Below are 16,283 nucleotides of genomic sequence, written 5' to 3' on the forward strand. Positions count from 1 at the left end.
CCTTTATCACTCATACAAATTATAGCTACTCTAAACATTTTTCACCTCTTGATTTTATTTTTTCATATTAATTATAATAAATTTTTTTTTATTTTTCAATAATGACAAATCCCTTGCTATATTTTAATAAATTTGTTAAAATCAAATTTAGGAGGTTGATTTTGTGAAAAAAATTTTTAAATTATTATTAATTGGTTTTATGGTTGTTTTGTTTGGTTGTGGCAAAGAGGAAAAAAAAGAGATTACAATAAGTGCTGCTGCTAGTTTAAAAGAGGTTATGAATGAGATTATTCTTGAGTTTGAAAAAGAGAATAAAGACATTAAAATTAATATTAACCTTGGGGGATCTGGAGCTTTAAAAAATCAAATAATTTCTGGAGCTCCTGTGGATATTGTTTTCTTTGCATCTCAAAAAGATTTGAAAGATCTAGATGAAAAAGGAATGATTGAAAAAAATTATAACGAAGATATTTTAAAAAATAGAATGGTTATAGTTGGAAAAGAAAAGATAAATGATTTATCAGAGATTAAAAATCATAAGATCGCTATCGGAACTCCTGAAACTGTTCCAGCTGGAAAATATGCAAAGGAAGTTTTAAATAACTCAAATCTTTGGAATGAGGTTCAAAATAATATAGTTTTTTCAAAAGATGTAAGAAGTGCTATGCAATATGTTGAAATAGATGAAGTAGATTATGCTTTTATATATAAAACAGATGCTAAAATTATGAAAAATGGGATTATCTCTTTTATTGTTCCTGAAACTTTACATAAGCCTATTATTTACTCTTATGGAATAATTAAAGATAAAAATTCTAAAGAAGTTATTAAATTTTATGAGTTTTTAAAATCAGAATATTCTCAATCTTTATATGAAAAATATAATTTTGAAATAGCTAATAAATAGTGGTTGACTATGAGTTTTCTTTATTTTGATATTATTTTTTTAACATTAAAGATTTCTATTATTTCAACTTTAATTGTAGCTTTTATTTCAATTATTTTAATTTATTTTTTAGAGAAAAATCAAAAACTAAAAAATATTTTCGAAACTTTTATAAATATTTCTCTTTTTATTTCTCCATCTGTATTAGGATATCTTTTAATTTTAATACTTGGAAAAAATGGAGTGATTGGAAGTTTTTTATATAAATTTAATATTAATATAATGTTTTCTTGGTGGGCTGGGATAATAACAGCTTCTATTGTCTCTCTTCCACTTATGTATAATAATGTTAAAACTGGTGTTTCCTCTCTGGATCCACTTTATAGTGAAATAGCTAAACAGCTTGGAGCTACTGATTTTCAAATTTTACAAAAAATAACTATCCCTCTTATAAAAAGAAATATTTTAGCTGGTATGATATTATCTTTTGGTAGGGCTATGGGAGAATTTGGAGCTACATTGATGCTGGCTGGAAATATTCCGGGAAAAACTCAAACTATCTCAATGGCTATCTATTCTGCTGTTGAAAGTGGGGACTCTAAAAGTGCAAATTTTCTTTTAGGAGTGATCCTTATAATAAGTTTTTTAGTTATTCTAATATATAATTATTTATTTTCAAAGGAAAGGAAAAATATATGAAAAAAATAAAAACTATAAACTCTGTTGGTTGTGTTTTACAACATGATATAACGGAGATAATTCCTGGAGAATTTAAAGGGCGTGCCTTTAAAAAGGGACATATTATTACTGAAGAGGATATACCTCATCTTTTAAGACTTGGTAAGGATAATATCTATGTTTTTGAACTTGGAAAAAATGAGCTTCATGAAAATGAAGGAGCTGTTATCCTAGGAAATTTAGGAAAAGGTGAAAATATTTCTCTTAGTGATGAAATAAAAGAGGGAAAAATTAATTTTAATTCTGAGGTTGATGGAATTTTTAAAGTTAATACAGAAAAACTTTTTGAACTTAATATGCTTGGAGAAATTTCTTTTGCCACTCTTCCTAACAATGTTCCTGTAAAAAAAGGTGATCTTTTAGCTGGAGCAAGAGTTATCCCTCTTGTTATAAAAAAAGAAAAAATGGATATGGCTAAAAATATTATTAAATCTCCTATTTTAAATGTAAAGCCATATAAAAAATATAAAGTTGGTATTATAACAACTGGAAATGAAGTTTTTTATGGTAGAATAGAGGATAAATTTGGAAAAGTTATCTTAGATAAGCTTAACCAATATGATTGTGAAATACTTGGACAGATTTTATGCCCAGACAATAAAGATGAAATTAAAAAATCTGCTCAAAAATTTTTAGATTTAGGAGCCACTATGTTAATCTTTACTGGAGGAATGTCTGTTGATCCAGATGATGTTACCCCAACTTCTATTATCGAACTTGGAGGTGAACTCGTTTCTTATGGAGCACCTGTTTTACCTGGATCTATGTTTCTTCTTTCATATCTTAAAGATATTCCAATGATGGGATTACCCGGTTGTGTAATGTTTGCTAAAAAAACTGTTTTTGATTTAGTTCTTGGAAGAGTTATGACTGGAGAAAGATTAACAAAAGAGGATATCATGAGATATGGAGCTGGAGGACTTTGTCAAAGTTGTGAAATTTGCCATTATCCTAATTGCTCTTTTGGAAAATAGCAAAAAAATAGAGAGAATAATTTCTCTCTATTTTTATTTTATTATACTAAGTAAGGTTTAGCTATTTCTAAGAACTCTTCTTTTTTCTCAGTTAAGAATTTTCTAAATGGAATATTTTCCTCATTTAATTTATTTGCTAAATCTCCAATAAATTTAGGAATTTCTCTCATTACTATTGTTCCTATTTTTTCTCCTAACTCTGTTTTCTCTCTGCTGAAAATACCACCAACATAAAGATCAAATACATCTTCTATTGCATCTCCAACTTTTTTCTTTCCACCAGCAAATCCTATTTCATTGATTTGATGTCTTGAACAAGAGTTTTGACATCCTGAAATATGAATAGATGGCAAATACTCTTCACCTATTTTATTTTCTTTTAAATAATCTAAGATACTTACTAGAAGTTTTTGACTTTGTTCTATACCCATTTGACAAGTAGGAACTCCTATACAACTTACACTTTGTTGTACTTTATTCATCATTCTAATCTCTTTAGTCATTTCTAATAATTCTTTAGCTTGTTCTTCTGTTAAGTTTCTAATAAGCATACTTTCATTCATACTAAGTCTTGCTTCTGTATTTTTATTTTTATCAAGAAATTCTACTATATCTTTGAAATTTTTTGCAGGTAATTGTCCATTTATAGGATGAACTACTACTGTATATAGATTGTCTTGTCTTTGAGCTATTAAACAATCTGTTTCTTGTAATTTGTGAGAATAATTATTTAAAGTTGTAGATAATACAACTGGAATATTTACATCTAAATTTAATTTTTCTTTAACTTCTTTTAAGTGTTTTTCATAGCATTCAAAGAAAGGTTCAACACCCATTCTTCTAGGGATATATCTTGTTCTAGCTTTTGCTTTATTCTTATAATCTCCTTCAGCCATAAATAACTGTGTCATTGCTTCTACATGATAAAGTATATCTTTAGTTTCTATTAATTTATCATAATGTAGTGAAGGTGCTGGATTTCCTCCTAAACCTCCCGCTATGAATAGTTGAAAGTATGGTTTTCCATCAACAACTGTCGCCATAAATCCTAAATCATTTAATGTCGCATTTGCATCATCTTTATCACTTGATGAAAAAGCTATTTTTAATTTTCTTGGTAATTTATATTGTGTTATTTGACCCATTAAATATTTTCCAACTTCTAAAGCAAAATCAGTAACATCAAAAGCTTCATTTTTTTCTACCCCTGATAAAACTGAAAGAGAAACGTTTCTTGGGAAGTTTCCTCCACCACCACGAGTATAAAGATTATGATCTATTGCCTCTTCCATAATATCACACACATCATCTATTCCTAAATTATGTAATTGGATAGCCTGTCTTGTAGTTAAGTGTAGATTTTCTACTCCATATCTTTCAACAAAAGAAAGTGTTAATTTTAAATGTTTTAATAAAAGTACCCCTGAGTTTGTACGTAGTCTTATCATAAATTTTTCCCCGCCACGTTGTGCGTAAACTCCCATTCCACCAGATTTCCCTTTAAAATCCCCAACTGAAACCTCTTTTTTTAAAAATCTGTGTCCTAGTTCACGAAAATCTTTAATTTCTTCTTTTAACATTTCATTATAAGTTTCCATAAAGTACCCCTTTTTTAAATTTTATAGCTATTTAATAGACAATCCATATATTATATTTTATATTATTTTCTTTAATATTATAAGTGTTTTTTTATTTTTTTATTTTTAATTTTTTATTGAAGTTAATTAACTTTTTTAACTATCTTTTTTTATATAGATAATTAGAATATTTTCATTAAAAAAACAAAAAAGACTGCATTTCTGCAATCTTTAATTTTTTATATGGCGTACTCGAGAGGAATCGAACCCCCAACACCCTGATCCGTAGTCAAGTGCTCTATCCAATTGAGCTACGAGTACTTATAATAAAAAAAGGTAGTATAACTACCCTTAACTATCTAAAATGGCGGTGAAGGAGAGATTTGAACTCTCGGTACCAGTTTTGGTTGGTACACTCCCTTAGCAGGGGAGCGCATTCGGCCAGCTCTGCCACTTCACCACTGGCGGAGAACTAGAGACTCGAACTCTAAAGCCTTACGGCGTCGGTTTTCAAGACCGATTCCTTACCAATTAGGATAGCTCTCCACTTGAAAAATTTTACCATATTTTAGATATTTTGTCAATTTTTTTTTATAAAATAAAAAAAATCCTTTATTTTCAACAAAAAATAAAATCAAACTAAATTATTTTTTCCAAAGTTTTTAAAAAGTTTTCTATCTCTTCTGGTTCAATATTTCCAACTAATCCTATTTTTACAATATGATTTTCTAAAAAATTTTCTCTATCTATTATATAACCTTTTTCTTTTAATTTTTTATACAATTTTTCATAGTTATAATTTTTATCATCTTTAAAAATAAAAGAAATCAAAAAATATGATTGAGCTTCCTCTGGAACTAAAAATTTAAATCCTAATTTTTTTATTCCTTTTTTTAATATTTTATAATTTTCAATATATCTTTTTTGTCTTTTCTCTATTCCGCCCTCTTCGTTTAACTCTTTTAAAGCTTCAAAAAAAGAGTTTACTATCTGAGTTGGAGGGGTAAATCTCCATAATCCATTGGTTTTTTCCATATACTCCCATTGATCATACAGATCTAAAGAATAAGATAATGATTTTTCTTTTCTTTTTATAAGTAACTCTTCTTTAACTATAACAAAAGAAAAACCAGCTACCCCTTCTAGACATTCATTTGGAACTGAGATTAAAAAATCTATCCCATAACTTGCTAAATCATATTTCATTCCACCAAATGTTGTTGTCCCATCTAATATAAAGGATTTTTTATATCTTTTTGATAATTTACTTATATCTTCCAATGAATTTAATATTCCAGAAGATATTTCACAGTGAGCCATAGCTATATGAGTTATATCTTCATTATTTTTTAAAATTTCCTCTATTTTTTCTAAATCCAACGAACTATCATTGCTTCCTCTATACATTGTATAGTTAACTTTTAATCTTCCGCAAATTTTTCCAATTCTATCTCCACTTAATCCATTGGAAATAACAAAAACTTTTTCATTCTCTCCTATAACTGTTCCTATAACTGATTCTACTGCAAATGTTCCACTTCCCTGTATCGGAATCATTGTATACTCTTCATTAGCCTCTGTTGCTAATTTAACAACTCTATCTCTTATCTCTTGAGTCATATTCTTAAAACTTTTCTCAAAAGGAGAAATATCAACACATAAACTATTTTTTATTTTTTTACTAGTATTATGTATTCTTGATGTTAATAAAATTCTTTGTTCTTTTTCCATATTTGCCTCCTATTTTTTATTATTCTATATCTGAAATATTAAAATAATCATAATTTTATGTAAAATTTGTGTAAATTCTTTAAATTTTTTTCAAAATTATTAATTGACGAATATTTTTACAGATGATACTATTAATAGATAAATTCTAATGGAGGTTTTTATGTCTAATCTAATTTTAACAGATTTTCTAAAAAGTTTAGGTTTGCTTGGAGCATTTTTAATTTTAGGAGTTTTTATTAGAGCTAAATTTAAAATTTTTCAAAAAACTTTTATTCCTGCTAGTATTATTGGGGGATTTTTGCTTTTAATCTTAGGGCCTCAGTGTCTTAATATTTTACCAGTTCCTAGTGAATGGTTTAAAACTTATTCTTTACTTCCGGGTATTTTAATTATTCCTGTGGTTGCTTCTATTCCTTTGGGACTTTCATTAAATTCTAATTCAAATAAAATTGATAATAACTACTTAAAAAATTTATTTCCTTTATTTGGAATTATTTTAGGAGTTTCTGTTTTTCAATTCGCCATAGGTTATTCTGCCCATTTAATATTTCCAAATAAAAATCTTTATTCTACTTTTGGTGCTGAATTAAGTATTGGTTTTGTTGGAGGACATGGAACGGCTGGAATATTGAGCAATATTCTTTCTGATTTAAATCTTCCTTACTGGGAAATAGCTCAAGGGGTTGCTACTACCACAGCAACTTTTGGAATTGTTGGAGGTATTTTAATTGGTATTATTCTTATTAACTGGGCAGCTCGTAATGGATATACTCAAATTTTAAAAAAACCTGCCGATATTCCTGAATCAATTCGTATTGGATTTGAAAAAGATATTTTAAAACAAAATTCAATTGGGCGAGAAACAACTATATCTTCATCGATAGATACTGTTGCCTTTCACTCAGCTTTAATTTTTACAGCTTGTGGACTTGCATATTTATTACTATCATTTATTAAAAAATTTAAAATTCCTGTATTGAGTAGTATTACTGTTTGGGCTTATGCTATGATAATTATGTTCATCATTTGGGGGATTATAAATAAATTGAAATTATCTCATCTTATTGATGCAAAAGTAAAAAGTAAAATTTCTAGCTCTTTCACAGAATATGCAATTATATCTGCTATTGCTAGTCTTCCTATCAAAGCTATTAGTAACTATATAATTCCTATTTTAGTTATAGTTTTCTTAGGATACTTTTTCACTACTTTAATTTTATTTTATTTCTGTAAAAGATTTTTAAAAGAATACTGGTTTGAACAGATGATCAGTGTTTTAGGAATGAGTACAGGAGTATTTTTAACTGGAGTTTTGCTTCTTAGAATATGTGATCCTGAATTAGAGAGTCCAGCCTTAACTAATTATTCTATTTCATATACAGTTACTGGAATAATTTACTATGCTCTTTTAAATATTTTTATATTAATGCCTTTAAACTATGGAATTTTCTTTAGTATTCTTATGACTTCTTTTATTAGCTTTATCTTTCTTTTATTCTCTATAATAAGCAGTCGTTTACTATTTGGAAAAACTTTTAAAGGAAATTAAAATTATATTTTATTTCTTTTATTATTAATAACTCATAACAACATTTTATATTAAATTTTTTATTAATATTTTATATAAAGTAGTTATGAGTTTTTACTTTTTATTATTATATAGTTTATAAATAAGAAAAGCTGTATAACATTTAAAAAATATTTTACTCAGCTCTTTTTTGTATAATATAATCGACAATATTTTATACAGAGGAAACTATATACAATTAAATCACATATTCTTTAATATTAATATAATAAATTTCTTCAAAAGTTATTTTAATTAAAACCTTAATTTTTTTACTTACAAAATTTTAACTTTATTTTCTCTTTTTCTATTTTCAACTTGAAAAATCTTTAATTCCATAAAAAAATTAATTTATAATTTCCTTATAAATAAAAAAACTGCTCTTTATAAAGTCAATCTTTATTAAATTATCCTATAAAAAAATCCCTTATTATTAATTTTTATTCATCAATAATTAAGGGAGATTCTATTTCTATAAACTTTTTATTCTATTAATATTCTTTAAAATGAATTTATTTAATTTTTTATAAATCCACTAACTATTATTCTATGTTCATCATCATATAGAGCTACTATCTGTCCTGGAGTTATAGCTCTTACTTTTTCATCAATAAAGTTTACTTTTATTTCATCATCTGATAAAACTTCTACTTCACATAAATGGAATTTATCTCTTGATCTAGTTTTTGCAAAAAATTTCATTCCATTAACTTCTTTTAGATCATTATATTTGAAAAGATTTATGCTATTAGCTATAAGGTGATCTTTAAATAAATCTTCATTATCTCCTAATATAATTTCATTTTTTTCTTTATCAAAATTTATTACATAGTATGGAGATGTACCTGATATTCCAAGACCTTTTCTTTGCCCTACTGTATAGAACCCAAGACCTGTATGTTGTCCTAAAACTTTTCCATCTTTATTTACAAAATTTCCTTTTTTAGCAATTCTTCCATTTGTTGCCTCAAATAAAAATTCTTCTAATTTTCCATCTTCCACAAAGCAAATTTCTTGCGAATCTTTTTTAGCATAAACTCTTACACCAAGATATTTTCCTAATTCTCTTACCTCTGGTTTTGATAATTTTCCTAATGGGAACATTAATTTTTTTACATTTTCTTTATTGGCTTGTGATAAGAAATACACCTGATCCTTTGAAAAATCTTCACCAATTTTTAAAAGTCCATTTTCTATATTACTATAATGTCCTGTAGCCATATAGTCAGCACCTTTTTCCATAGCAAATTCTACAAGTTTTCCCATTTTTATATATTTATTACAAACTACACATGGATTTGGAGTTCTTCCTGCTGAATATTCAGATACAAAATAATCTATTACTCTTTTCTTAAAATCTTTACTAAGATCTAATATATAGTGTTCTATGCCCAAGTCATCACAAACTTTTTTTGCATCTTCATCAACTTCGTTTTCAGTTGTTTTCATTGTTATTCCAATGATATTATACCCTTGCTTTTTTAATAGATATGCTGTTACTGAACTATCTACTCCACCACTCATAGCAACTGCTACTGTTGTCTTTTTATTTCCTTCATTGTATCTCAACATCTCATCAAATCTATTTCTTAATTCTAAATTTTCCATTAAATCCTCCATAAATAATATATTATATACAAACATACTTTCAAAGAGTAGCCATATATTTTTTTTGTTAATAATAAAAATAACACAGAAAAGCTGTGTTATTTTTATTATAGAAATCCTTTATATTCTTTCATAACTAAATGAGCATCTATTTGTTGTACAGTGTCTAAAGCAACCCCAACAACGATTATGATACCAGTTCCTCCGAAGAATACTGGAAGTCCTAATGCTGTAAAAATAGCTATTGGTAATATAGCTATTGCTGCTAGGAAGATCGCTCCTCCCCAAGTTATTCTTGTTACAACACCCTCTAAATACTCAACTGTTTCTTCTCCAGGTCTTATACCAGGAATTGTTCCTCCACCTTGTTTTAAATTGTCTGCAACTCTCTCTGGATCAAACATTATAGCAGTATAGAAGAATGAGAAGAATATTATTATCAATGCATAAAGTACCATATACACTGGATGCTTTTGATCGAATAATAACATCATATAATCTCTATAAGGGAAAGTTGCTGGTAATGATCTTATTAATAATGATGGTATCATCATCATTACTGATGCAAAGATAACTGGCATAACACCAGAAGTGTTAAGCTTTAAAGGAATATATGAGTTTTGTGCAACTCCTCCTCTAACACCAAATCCTTTTCCTACATAGTGAACTGGTATTTTTCTTTGTCCCAATTGGAATAAAACTATTCCTGCTACTGATAAAACTGCTGCAATTGCAACTGCTATAAGTACAGGTATTATAAATTTACTTCCCTTCATAAGTTGAATTGTTTGAACTATACTTGAAGGTCCTCTTGAGATAATATTTAAAAATATTAATAAAGAAACACCATTTCCTATTCCATTAACTGATATTTGTTCTCCTACCCACATCAAAAACACTGTTCCTGCTGTAAGTATTGTGATAGTAACTAGCATAAATCTAAATCCAGGTTCTATAACTAATCCCGCAGATGTAAGCCAAACGCATACTCCTATTCCCTGCATAATAGCAATAAGTATTGTTACATATCTAGTCCATTGACTTATTTTGTTTCTTCCTGATTCTCCCTCTTTTTGAATTTCTTCAATCTTCGGAATAATAACAGCAAGTAAACTAAATACTATGGATGCATTGATATATGGAACAATACCCAAGGCAAAAATAGAAATTCTCTGAAAAGCTCCACCCGAAAACATATTAATAAAACCTAATAAGTCATTTTGAGCTGTCATCGCTGATAATCTATCAATGTCAATTCCTGGAGCAGGGATATAAGTCCCCACTCTAGCAACTAAGAACATCAACAAGGTAAAAACAATTCTTGATTTTAGCTCAGGAACCTTCATGATTCCTCTTAACTTTGCGTTAAAGCTTTCCATTAAAGTCAAAGTTTTTCACCTCGCTTTTATTTAAACAATTATTTATTGTTTTTTGCTACATCAGCAAAAGTTTTAACTTCGATGATTTCTACTGTTCCACCTTTTTCTTCAATAGCTTTTTGAGCAGATTTAGAAACTTTATGAGCTTCTACAGATACTTTCTTATCTAAAGCTCCATTTCCTAAAACTTTAACTCCATCAAATAATTTTTTAACTAATCCAGTTTCTAATAAGATTTCAGGAGTTACTACTGTACCTTCTTCAAATCTGTTTAATGTATCTAAATTAATGATAGCATATTCTTTCTTGAATGGATAGTTACTGAATCCTCTTTTTGGAGTTCTTCTGATGATAGGCATTTGTCCACCTTCAAATCCTGGTTTTAGTCCAGCTCCAGATCTAGATTTTTGTCCGTTGCTTCCTTTACCACAAGTTTTTCCCCATCCTGAAGATTCTCCTCTTCCAACTCTTTTTCTGTTTTTTCTAGGTACAGAAGGTTGTAATTCGTTTAATTTCATTGATTATTGCACCTCCTCTACATCTAGTAAGTAAGATACTAATGCAATTTTCCCCTTGATTTCAGGAGTTAATTCATGTTCTACTACACTATTCATTTTCTTAAGCCCTAGCGACTTTACAGTTGCTATATGGTTAGGCTTTCTACCTATTATACTTTTTGCAAGTCTTATTCTAACCTTTGCCATTTTTCTCTAAACCTCCTAGCTTAAGATTTCCTTAACAGTTTTTCCTCTTAAAGCTGCTACTTCTTCAGCAGTTCTTAATAATCTTAAACCTTCAATAGTTGCTCTAGCAACATTGTGTTTGTTTTTAGAACCTTTGATTTTTGTTAATATGTTATGAACTCCAACTAATTCAAGGATTTCTCTACAAGAAGATCCAGAAATAACTCCAGTTCCTTCATATGCAGGTGACATCCATATAGTTGTTGCTCCCCATTTTCCTTCTATTTCATGAGGTATAGTTCTACCTTTAAGAGAAACATCTATCATGTTTTTCTTAGCAGCAGCTACAGCCTTTCTTATAGCATCTGGTACCCCATTTGCTTTTCCTAATCCAATTCCTATTTTTCCTTCTTTATTTCCAACAGCAGCTAAAACTGAGAAAGATATTGTTCTTCCTCCTTTAGTTGTCTTAGAAACTCTAGAAATCTTTAATAGTTTTTCTTCAAATTCTTTTTCTTCTCTATTTTCTACTAACTTAGACAAGTGAAGTCCTCCTCTCTAATAAAATTAGAAGCTTAATCCGTTTTCTCTTGCTGCTTCAGCAAGTGCAGATACTCTTCCTGTATATACATATCCTGATCTATCGAATACGATTTCTTTTATATTTTTTGCTACAGCTCTTTCAGCTAATAATTTTCCTACTGCTTTAGCTGCTTCTACATTTCCACCATTTGCTAATGTTCCTTTTAATTCTTTATCAATAGTTGATGCAGAAACTAAAGTTACTCCATTAACGTCATCTACTAATTGAGCAAACATATTAGTATTTGATCTATATATAGAAAGTCTTGGTCTTTCTGCTGTACCAGAAATTTTATTTCTGATTGATAAGTGTTTTCTCTCTCTAACAGCTTGTCTATCTACTTTCTTAAACAACTCACTTACCTCCTTTTTGAGCTAAATCCTATGATTTTTTACCTTCTTTTCTTCTTATAACTTCGTCAGCATATTTAACTCCTTTTCCTTTATAAGGCTCTGGAGCTCTCTTAGATCTGATGTTAGCTGCTACTTGTCCAACTACATCTTTCTCTATTCCTTCAACTATTATAGTTGTATTTTTTTCTACTGCGAAAGTGATGTTATCTACTGGATCGATTTTTACTGGATGAGAATATCCTAAAGATAACTCTAATCCTTTTCCTTGAACTGCTGCTCTATATCCAACCCCTACTAGATTTAAAACTTTTTTAAATCCTTCACTTACTCCAACAACCATGTTGTGTAGTAAAGCTCTTGTAGTTCCGTGTAAAGCTCTCATTTCAATTTCATCATTTGGTCTTTCAACGATGATTTCGTTTCCTTCTACTTTAATTATTATATCTTTGTTAAATTCTCTTACTAAAGTACCTTTAGGTCCTTTTACAGTAGCTTTGTTTCCTTCTACTGTAACTGTAACCCCAGCAGGTACCACTATAGGTTTCTTACCTATTCTTGACATTAATGGACACCTCCTAGTTTAATTACCATACGAATGCAAGGATTTCTCCACCTACATTCTCTTTTCTTGCTACTCTATCAGTAACAATTCCTTTTGAAGTAGATACGATTGCAATTCCTAAACCTGAAAGAACTCTAGGTAATTCATCTACTTGAGCGTATACTCTTCTACCTGGTTTAGATATTCTTTTTAATCCTTTAATTACTCTTTCTTTTCCTTCGTATTTTAAGTATATTCTTATATTTTTTATATTTTCATCAGTTATTACTTTGTAGTTAGCGATATATCCTTCTTCTTTTAAAATCTTAGCTAATGTAAGTTTTAAGTTAGAATATGGAACATCAACTTTCTCATGCATAACTGAGTTAGCGTTTCTGATTCTTGTTAACATATCTGCGATTGGATCTGTTAAAAACATTTAGTTAATCCTCCTTCCTTATCAATGGTCTATATTTTACCAAGATGATTTTTTAACACCAGGAATTAATCCTGCACCTGCTAATTGTCTAAATTTAACTCTTGAAATTCCGAATTCTCTCATGAATCCTCTTGGTCTTCCATCGATTTGACATCTATTTTTTTGTCTAACAGCTGAAGAGTTTACTGGTAATTTGTTTAATTCAAACATTGCTTCAGTATCTCCTTCTAGCACTCTTTTCTTTAATTCAGCTCTTTTAGCTGCGTATTTATCACATAGTGCCGCTCTCTTAACATCTCTAGCGATCATTGACTTTTTAGCCATTCCTTATCCTCCTTACCAATTACTTTTTAAAAGGCATTCCGAAAGCCTTAAGTAAAGCTCTTCCTTCTTCATCAGTTTTAGCAGAAGATACTATTGTGATAGACATACCTTGTAATTTATCAACTTTATCAAATTCGATTTCAGGGAATACTAATTGATCTCTTAATCCTAAAGAGTAGTTTCCTCTTCCATCAAAAGAATTTGTAGGAACTCCTTCAAAGTCTCTTACTCTTGGAAGTACAACGTTTATTAATCTATCAAGGAAATCATACATTCTTTCCTTTCTTAAAGTAACTTTTGCACCGATTGCTTGGTTCTCTCTTAATTTAAATCCAGCTTCTGATTTTTTAGCTCTTCTCTCAACTGGTTTTTGTCCAGTTATGATAGCTAAATCGTTCATAGCTGCGTCCATTAATTTTGCATTTTGAGTTGCTTCTCCAACTCCCATGTTTACAACTATTTTCTCTAGAGTTGGGCATTCCATTATATTTTTAAGTCCTAACTCTTTCATTAAATTTTCTTTGATTACTTCATCAAATAACTTATGATATCTAGAAACATATTTAGACACTTACGATATCCTCCCTTCTTATAGAACTTCACCAGACACTTTTGAGTATCTAACTTTTTTTCCATCTACAACTTTATATCCAACTCTTGTTGGTTTTCCTGCTTTCGCATCAAAAAGCATAACTTTTGATGAGAACATTGGAGCAGGTTTAGTTACAACTCCACCTTGTGGGTTTACTTGAGATGGTTTTAAGTTCTTTGTAACTATATTTACTCCCTCAACTACTACTTTTCCTTTTTTAGGGAATACTTTTAATACTTTTCCTGTTTTTCCTTTATCTTTACCAGAAATTACATAAACTGTATCTCCAGTTTTTACGTGTAATGATTCTGGAACAAATTTAATTTTAGGTTTAGCCACAGTATTAGCCTCCTCTCTATATTACTTCTGGAGCAAGAGATACTATTTTCATAAAGTTTTTAGCTCTTAATTCTCTTGCAACAGGTCCGAAAATTCTTGTTGCTTTTGGTTCATTGTTGTTGTTGATTATAACTCCTGCGTTATCATCAAATTTTATATATGATCCATCTTCTCTTCTTAATTCTTTTCTTGTTCTAACGATGACAGCTTTAACTACGTCACCTTTTTTAACGTTACCACCAGGTATTGCTTCCTTTACTGATGCTACAACTATGTCTCCGATTTTTCCAAATCTCTTTTTAGTTCCACCAAGTACTCTGATAACCATTATCTTTTTAGCACCTGAGTTGTCTGCAACATTAAGGATAGTTTGTTGTTGTACCATTAAAATATCCTCCTTCCAAAATTATTGGATTATTTAGCTCTTTCTAAAACTTCAACTAATCTCCATCTTTTATCTCTTGATAATGGTCTAGTTTCCATTATTCTTACTCTATCACCAACTTGAGCTACATTGTTCTCATCGTGAGCTTTAAATTTTGTTGTTTTCTTAACTCTTTTTTTATAAATTGGGTGTAAAACCATAGTAGCTATTGAAACAACTATTGTTTTATCCATTTTGTCAGAAACAACTACACCTTCTCTTACTTTTCTATCGTTTCTCAAGGTTTTGACCTCCTATTTCCAAGAATTATCTATAAATCTTATCTTTCATTTAAAATTGTATTCATTCTAGCAATTTCTCTTCTAACTTCTCTGATTCTAGCAGTGTTAGTTAATTGTCCTAATGAAAGTTGAAATTTTAGATTGAATAATTCTTCTTTAAGTTCTTTACACTTAACTACTAAGTCTTCGCTAGACATTTCTCTTATATCTTTAGCTTTCATTAATTCTCACCGCCATTCTCTTTCTTAATTATTTTACATCTAATAGGTAATTTCATTGAAGCTTTTCTTAAAGCTGCTAATGCTAACTCTTCAGTTACACCAGAAACTTCGAACATTACTCTTCCAGGTTTAACAACGCAAACCCAACCTTCAACTGCTCCTTTACCTTTTCCCATTCTTACTCCAGCTGGTCTAGCTGTGATTGGTTTATCTGGGAATATTCTTATAAATGTTTTTCCTTCTCTTTTGAATGTTCTGTTGATTCCAACTCTACATGCTTCGATTTGTCTATTTGTTATCCAAGCTGGTTCTAAAGCTTGTAATCCATAATCTCCAAATGCTACAGTGTTTCCTCTTTGAGCAGAACCTTTCATTCTTCCTCTAAACATTTTTCTATGTTTTGTTCTTTTTGGCATTAACATATTATGCTTCCCCTCCTTCTTTCTTAGTAGGAAGTACTTCACCGTTAAATATCCATACTTTTATTCCTAATGCTCCGTATGTAGTATGAGCTGTTGCAGTTGCGTAATCAATATCAGCTCTTAATGTATGTAAAGGAACTTTTCCTTCAACCATCCACTCAGCTCTTGCAATTTCTGCTCCATTTAATCTTCCAGAAATCATAACTTTGATTCCTTTAGCTCCTGATTTCATAGCTCTCATTACAGCTTGGTTAGCAGCTCTCTTATAAGCTACCCTTCTTTCGATTGATCCAGCTATATTTTCTGCTACTAAAACAGCATCTCTATTGAAGTTTTTAACTTCTAATACTTTAACTAATACTTTTTTACCAGTTAAAGCTTCTAATTTAACTCTTAATTCTTCTATTTCAGCACCTTTTCTTCCGATAACAATTCCAGCTTTTGCTGCGTGAATTATTACTACAACTTGTGAAGGTGATGTTCTTTCTATATTAACTTTTGCTATCCCTGCATGGAAATAATTTTTCTTAACGAATTCTCTGATTTTTACATCTTCATGGAAATATTTAACATATTCCTTTTTATCAGCATACCAGTTAGAATCCCAAGATCTTGTTATTCCAAGTCTTAATCCTCTAGGATCTACTTTTTGTCCCACAG

The 16,283-nt window shown here is 29.4% G+C and carries 22 protein-coding genes and 3 tRNA genes; 4 read left to right on the forward strand and 21 right to left on the reverse strand.

Annotated features, from left to right (window positions below; genetic code table 11):
• Positions 1-163: 163 nt before the first annotated feature.
• The 3 genes from modA to Q1J48_RS04285 are packed head-to-tail and all read left to right on the forward strand — an operon-like array spanning position 164 to position 2,598.
• Positions 164-907 (forward strand): molybdate ABC transporter substrate-binding protein, encoded by a 744-nt coding sequence (gene modA / locus Q1J48_RS04275; protein WP_300361492.1) that lies wholly within the window; start codon positions 164-166, stop codon positions 905-907.
• A gap of 9 nt (positions 908-916) precedes the next feature.
• Positions 917-1,585: a molybdate ABC transporter permease subunit gene (modB, locus tag Q1J48_RS04280; RefSeq protein ID WP_300361494.1), complete on the forward strand. Its 669-nt coding sequence runs from the start codon at positions 917-919 to the stop codon at positions 1,583-1,585.
• Positions 1,582-2,598: a molybdopterin-binding protein gene (locus Q1J48_RS04285; RefSeq protein WP_300361497.1), complete on the forward strand. Its 1,017-nt coding sequence runs from the start codon at positions 1,582-1,584 to the stop codon at positions 2,596-2,598. Before modB ends, Q1J48_RS04285 begins: the two co-directional genes overlap by 4 nt.
• A 41-nt stretch (positions 2,599-2,639) precedes the next feature.
• Here Q1J48_RS04285 and Q1J48_RS04290 read toward each other — a convergent pair whose 3' ends face one another.
• The 5 genes from Q1J48_RS04290 to Q1J48_RS04310 form a co-directional block, all read right to left on the reverse strand.
• Positions 2,640-4,196 carry a nitrite/sulfite reductase gene (locus tag Q1J48_RS04290; RefSeq protein ID WP_300344814.1) on the reverse strand — a complete coding sequence of 519 codons (1,557 nt, stop codon included), beginning with the start codon at positions 4,194-4,196 and terminating at the stop codon, positions 2,640-2,642.
• A 223-nt stretch (positions 4,197-4,419) separates the two neighbouring features.
• Positions 4,420-4,496, reverse strand: a tRNA-Arg gene (locus Q1J48_RS04295).
• 44 nt (positions 4,497-4,540) lie between these two features.
• Positions 4,541-4,635: transfer RNA gene (locus tag Q1J48_RS04300), tRNA-Ser, on the reverse strand.
• Between the two features lie 2 nt (positions 4,636-4,637).
• Positions 4,638-4,721: transfer RNA gene (locus tag Q1J48_RS04305), tRNA-Ser, on the reverse strand.
• A gap of 93 nt (positions 4,722-4,814) precedes the next feature.
• Positions 4,815-5,906, reverse strand: coding sequence for a 2-aminoethylphosphonate--pyruvate transaminase (locus tag Q1J48_RS04310; RefSeq protein WP_300361501.1), 1,092 nt, complete (start codon positions 5,904-5,906; stop codon positions 4,815-4,817).
• A gap of 160 nt (positions 5,907-6,066) precedes the next feature.
• On the opposite strand from Q1J48_RS04310, the gene Q1J48_RS04315 reads away from it, so the two are divergent.
• Complete coding sequence (locus Q1J48_RS04315; protein WP_300361504.1) at positions 6,067-7,455, forward strand: sodium/glutamate symporter; 1,389 nt, start codon at positions 6,067-6,069, stop codon at positions 7,453-7,455.
• Positions 7,456-7,989: 534 nt separating this feature from the next.
• Here the strand turns inward: Q1J48_RS04315 and mnmA are convergent.
• The 16 genes from mnmA to rpsC form a co-directional block, all read right to left on the reverse strand.
• The gene (gene mnmA / locus Q1J48_RS04320) at positions 7,990-9,081 is read right to left on the reverse strand and encodes a tRNA 2-thiouridine(34) synthase MnmA (RefSeq protein WP_300361507.1); all 1,092 of its coding nucleotides are present in this window, start codon (positions 9,079-9,081) and stop codon (positions 7,990-7,992) included.
• A gap of 107 nt (positions 9,082-9,188) precedes the next feature.
• Positions 9,189-10,469 carry a preprotein translocase subunit SecY gene (gene secY, locus Q1J48_RS04325; RefSeq protein WP_300344863.1) on the reverse strand — a complete coding sequence of 427 codons (1,281 nt, stop codon included), beginning with the start codon at positions 10,467-10,469 and terminating at the stop codon, positions 9,189-9,191.
• A gap of 29 nt (positions 10,470-10,498) precedes the next feature.
• Entirely contained in the window at positions 10,499-10,978 is a 480-nt protein-coding gene (gene rplO, locus Q1J48_RS04330) for a 50S ribosomal protein L15 (RefSeq protein ID WP_300344865.1), read from the reverse strand.
• 3 nt (positions 10,979-10,981) lie between these two features.
• Positions 10,982-11,164 carry a 50S ribosomal protein L30 gene (rpmD, locus tag Q1J48_RS04335; protein WP_177160419.1) on the reverse strand — a complete coding sequence of 61 codons (183 nt, stop codon included), beginning with the start codon at positions 11,162-11,164 and terminating at the stop codon, positions 10,982-10,984.
• A gap of 15 nt (positions 11,165-11,179) precedes the next feature.
• The gene (gene rpsE, locus Q1J48_RS04340; protein ID WP_300344870.1) at positions 11,180-11,686 is read right to left on the reverse strand and encodes a 30S ribosomal protein S5; all 507 of its coding nucleotides are present in this window, start codon (positions 11,684-11,686) and stop codon (positions 11,180-11,182) included.
• A 24-nt stretch (positions 11,687-11,710) separates the two neighbouring features.
• A complete protein-coding gene (rplR, locus tag Q1J48_RS04345; protein WP_300344873.1) occupies positions 11,711-12,079 on the reverse strand; it encodes a 50S ribosomal protein L18 in 369 nt (122 codons plus the stop codon).
• 28 nt (positions 12,080-12,107) lie between these two features.
• Positions 12,108-12,641, reverse strand: a complete 534-nt coding sequence (gene rplF / locus Q1J48_RS04350) for a 50S ribosomal protein L6 (RefSeq protein WP_300361510.1) — start codon at positions 12,639-12,641, stop codon at positions 12,108-12,110.
• 22 nt (positions 12,642-12,663) lie between these two features.
• Positions 12,664-13,059 (reverse strand): 30S ribosomal protein S8, encoded by a 396-nt coding sequence (gene rpsH, locus Q1J48_RS04355; protein ID WP_300344879.1) that lies wholly within the window; start codon positions 13,057-13,059, stop codon positions 12,664-12,666.
• Positions 13,060-13,095: 36 nt separating this feature from the next.
• Complete coding sequence (rpsN, locus tag Q1J48_RS04360; protein WP_027128121.1) at positions 13,096-13,383, reverse strand: 30S ribosomal protein S14; 288 nt, start codon at positions 13,381-13,383, stop codon at positions 13,096-13,098.
• 19 nt (positions 13,384-13,402) lie between these two features.
• Complete coding sequence (gene rplE, locus Q1J48_RS04365; protein WP_300344886.1) at positions 13,403-13,954, reverse strand: 50S ribosomal protein L5; 552 nt, start codon at positions 13,952-13,954, stop codon at positions 13,403-13,405.
• Positions 13,955-13,972: 18 nt separating this feature from the next.
• Positions 13,973-14,314 carry a 50S ribosomal protein L24 gene (gene rplX, locus Q1J48_RS04370; protein ID WP_300344889.1) on the reverse strand — a complete coding sequence of 114 codons (342 nt, stop codon included), beginning with the start codon at positions 14,312-14,314 and terminating at the stop codon, positions 13,973-13,975.
• Positions 14,315-14,330: 16 nt separating this feature from the next.
• The gene (gene rplN, locus Q1J48_RS04375) at positions 14,331-14,699 is read right to left on the reverse strand and encodes a 50S ribosomal protein L14 (RefSeq protein WP_027128124.1); all 369 of its coding nucleotides are present in this window, start codon (positions 14,697-14,699) and stop codon (positions 14,331-14,333) included.
• A gap of 29 nt (positions 14,700-14,728) precedes the next feature.
• Positions 14,729-14,980, reverse strand: coding sequence for a 30S ribosomal protein S17 (gene rpsQ / locus Q1J48_RS04380; RefSeq protein ID WP_177160427.1), 252 nt, complete (start codon positions 14,978-14,980; stop codon positions 14,729-14,731).
• Positions 14,981-15,018: 38 nt separating this feature from the next.
• A complete protein-coding gene (rpmC, locus tag Q1J48_RS04385; protein WP_291259066.1) occupies positions 15,019-15,201 on the reverse strand; it encodes a 50S ribosomal protein L29 in 183 nt (60 codons plus the stop codon).
• Positions 15,201-15,623 (reverse strand): 50S ribosomal protein L16, encoded by a 423-nt coding sequence (gene rplP, locus Q1J48_RS04390; RefSeq protein WP_291259067.1) that lies wholly within the window; start codon positions 15,621-15,623, stop codon positions 15,201-15,203. The genes rpmC and rplP overlap by 1 nt, the downstream gene beginning before the upstream one ends.
• 1 nt (position 15,624) lies before the next feature.
• Positions 15,625-16,281, reverse strand: coding sequence for a 30S ribosomal protein S3 (rpsC, locus tag Q1J48_RS04395; protein WP_300344893.1), 657 nt, complete (start codon positions 16,279-16,281; stop codon positions 15,625-15,627).
• Positions 16,282-16,283 lie beyond the last annotated feature (2 nt).

Source organism: Fusobacterium sp. (genome assembly GCF_029258315.1).
GTDB lineage: Bacteria > Fusobacteriota > Fusobacteriia > Fusobacteriales > Fusobacteriaceae > Fusobacterium_B.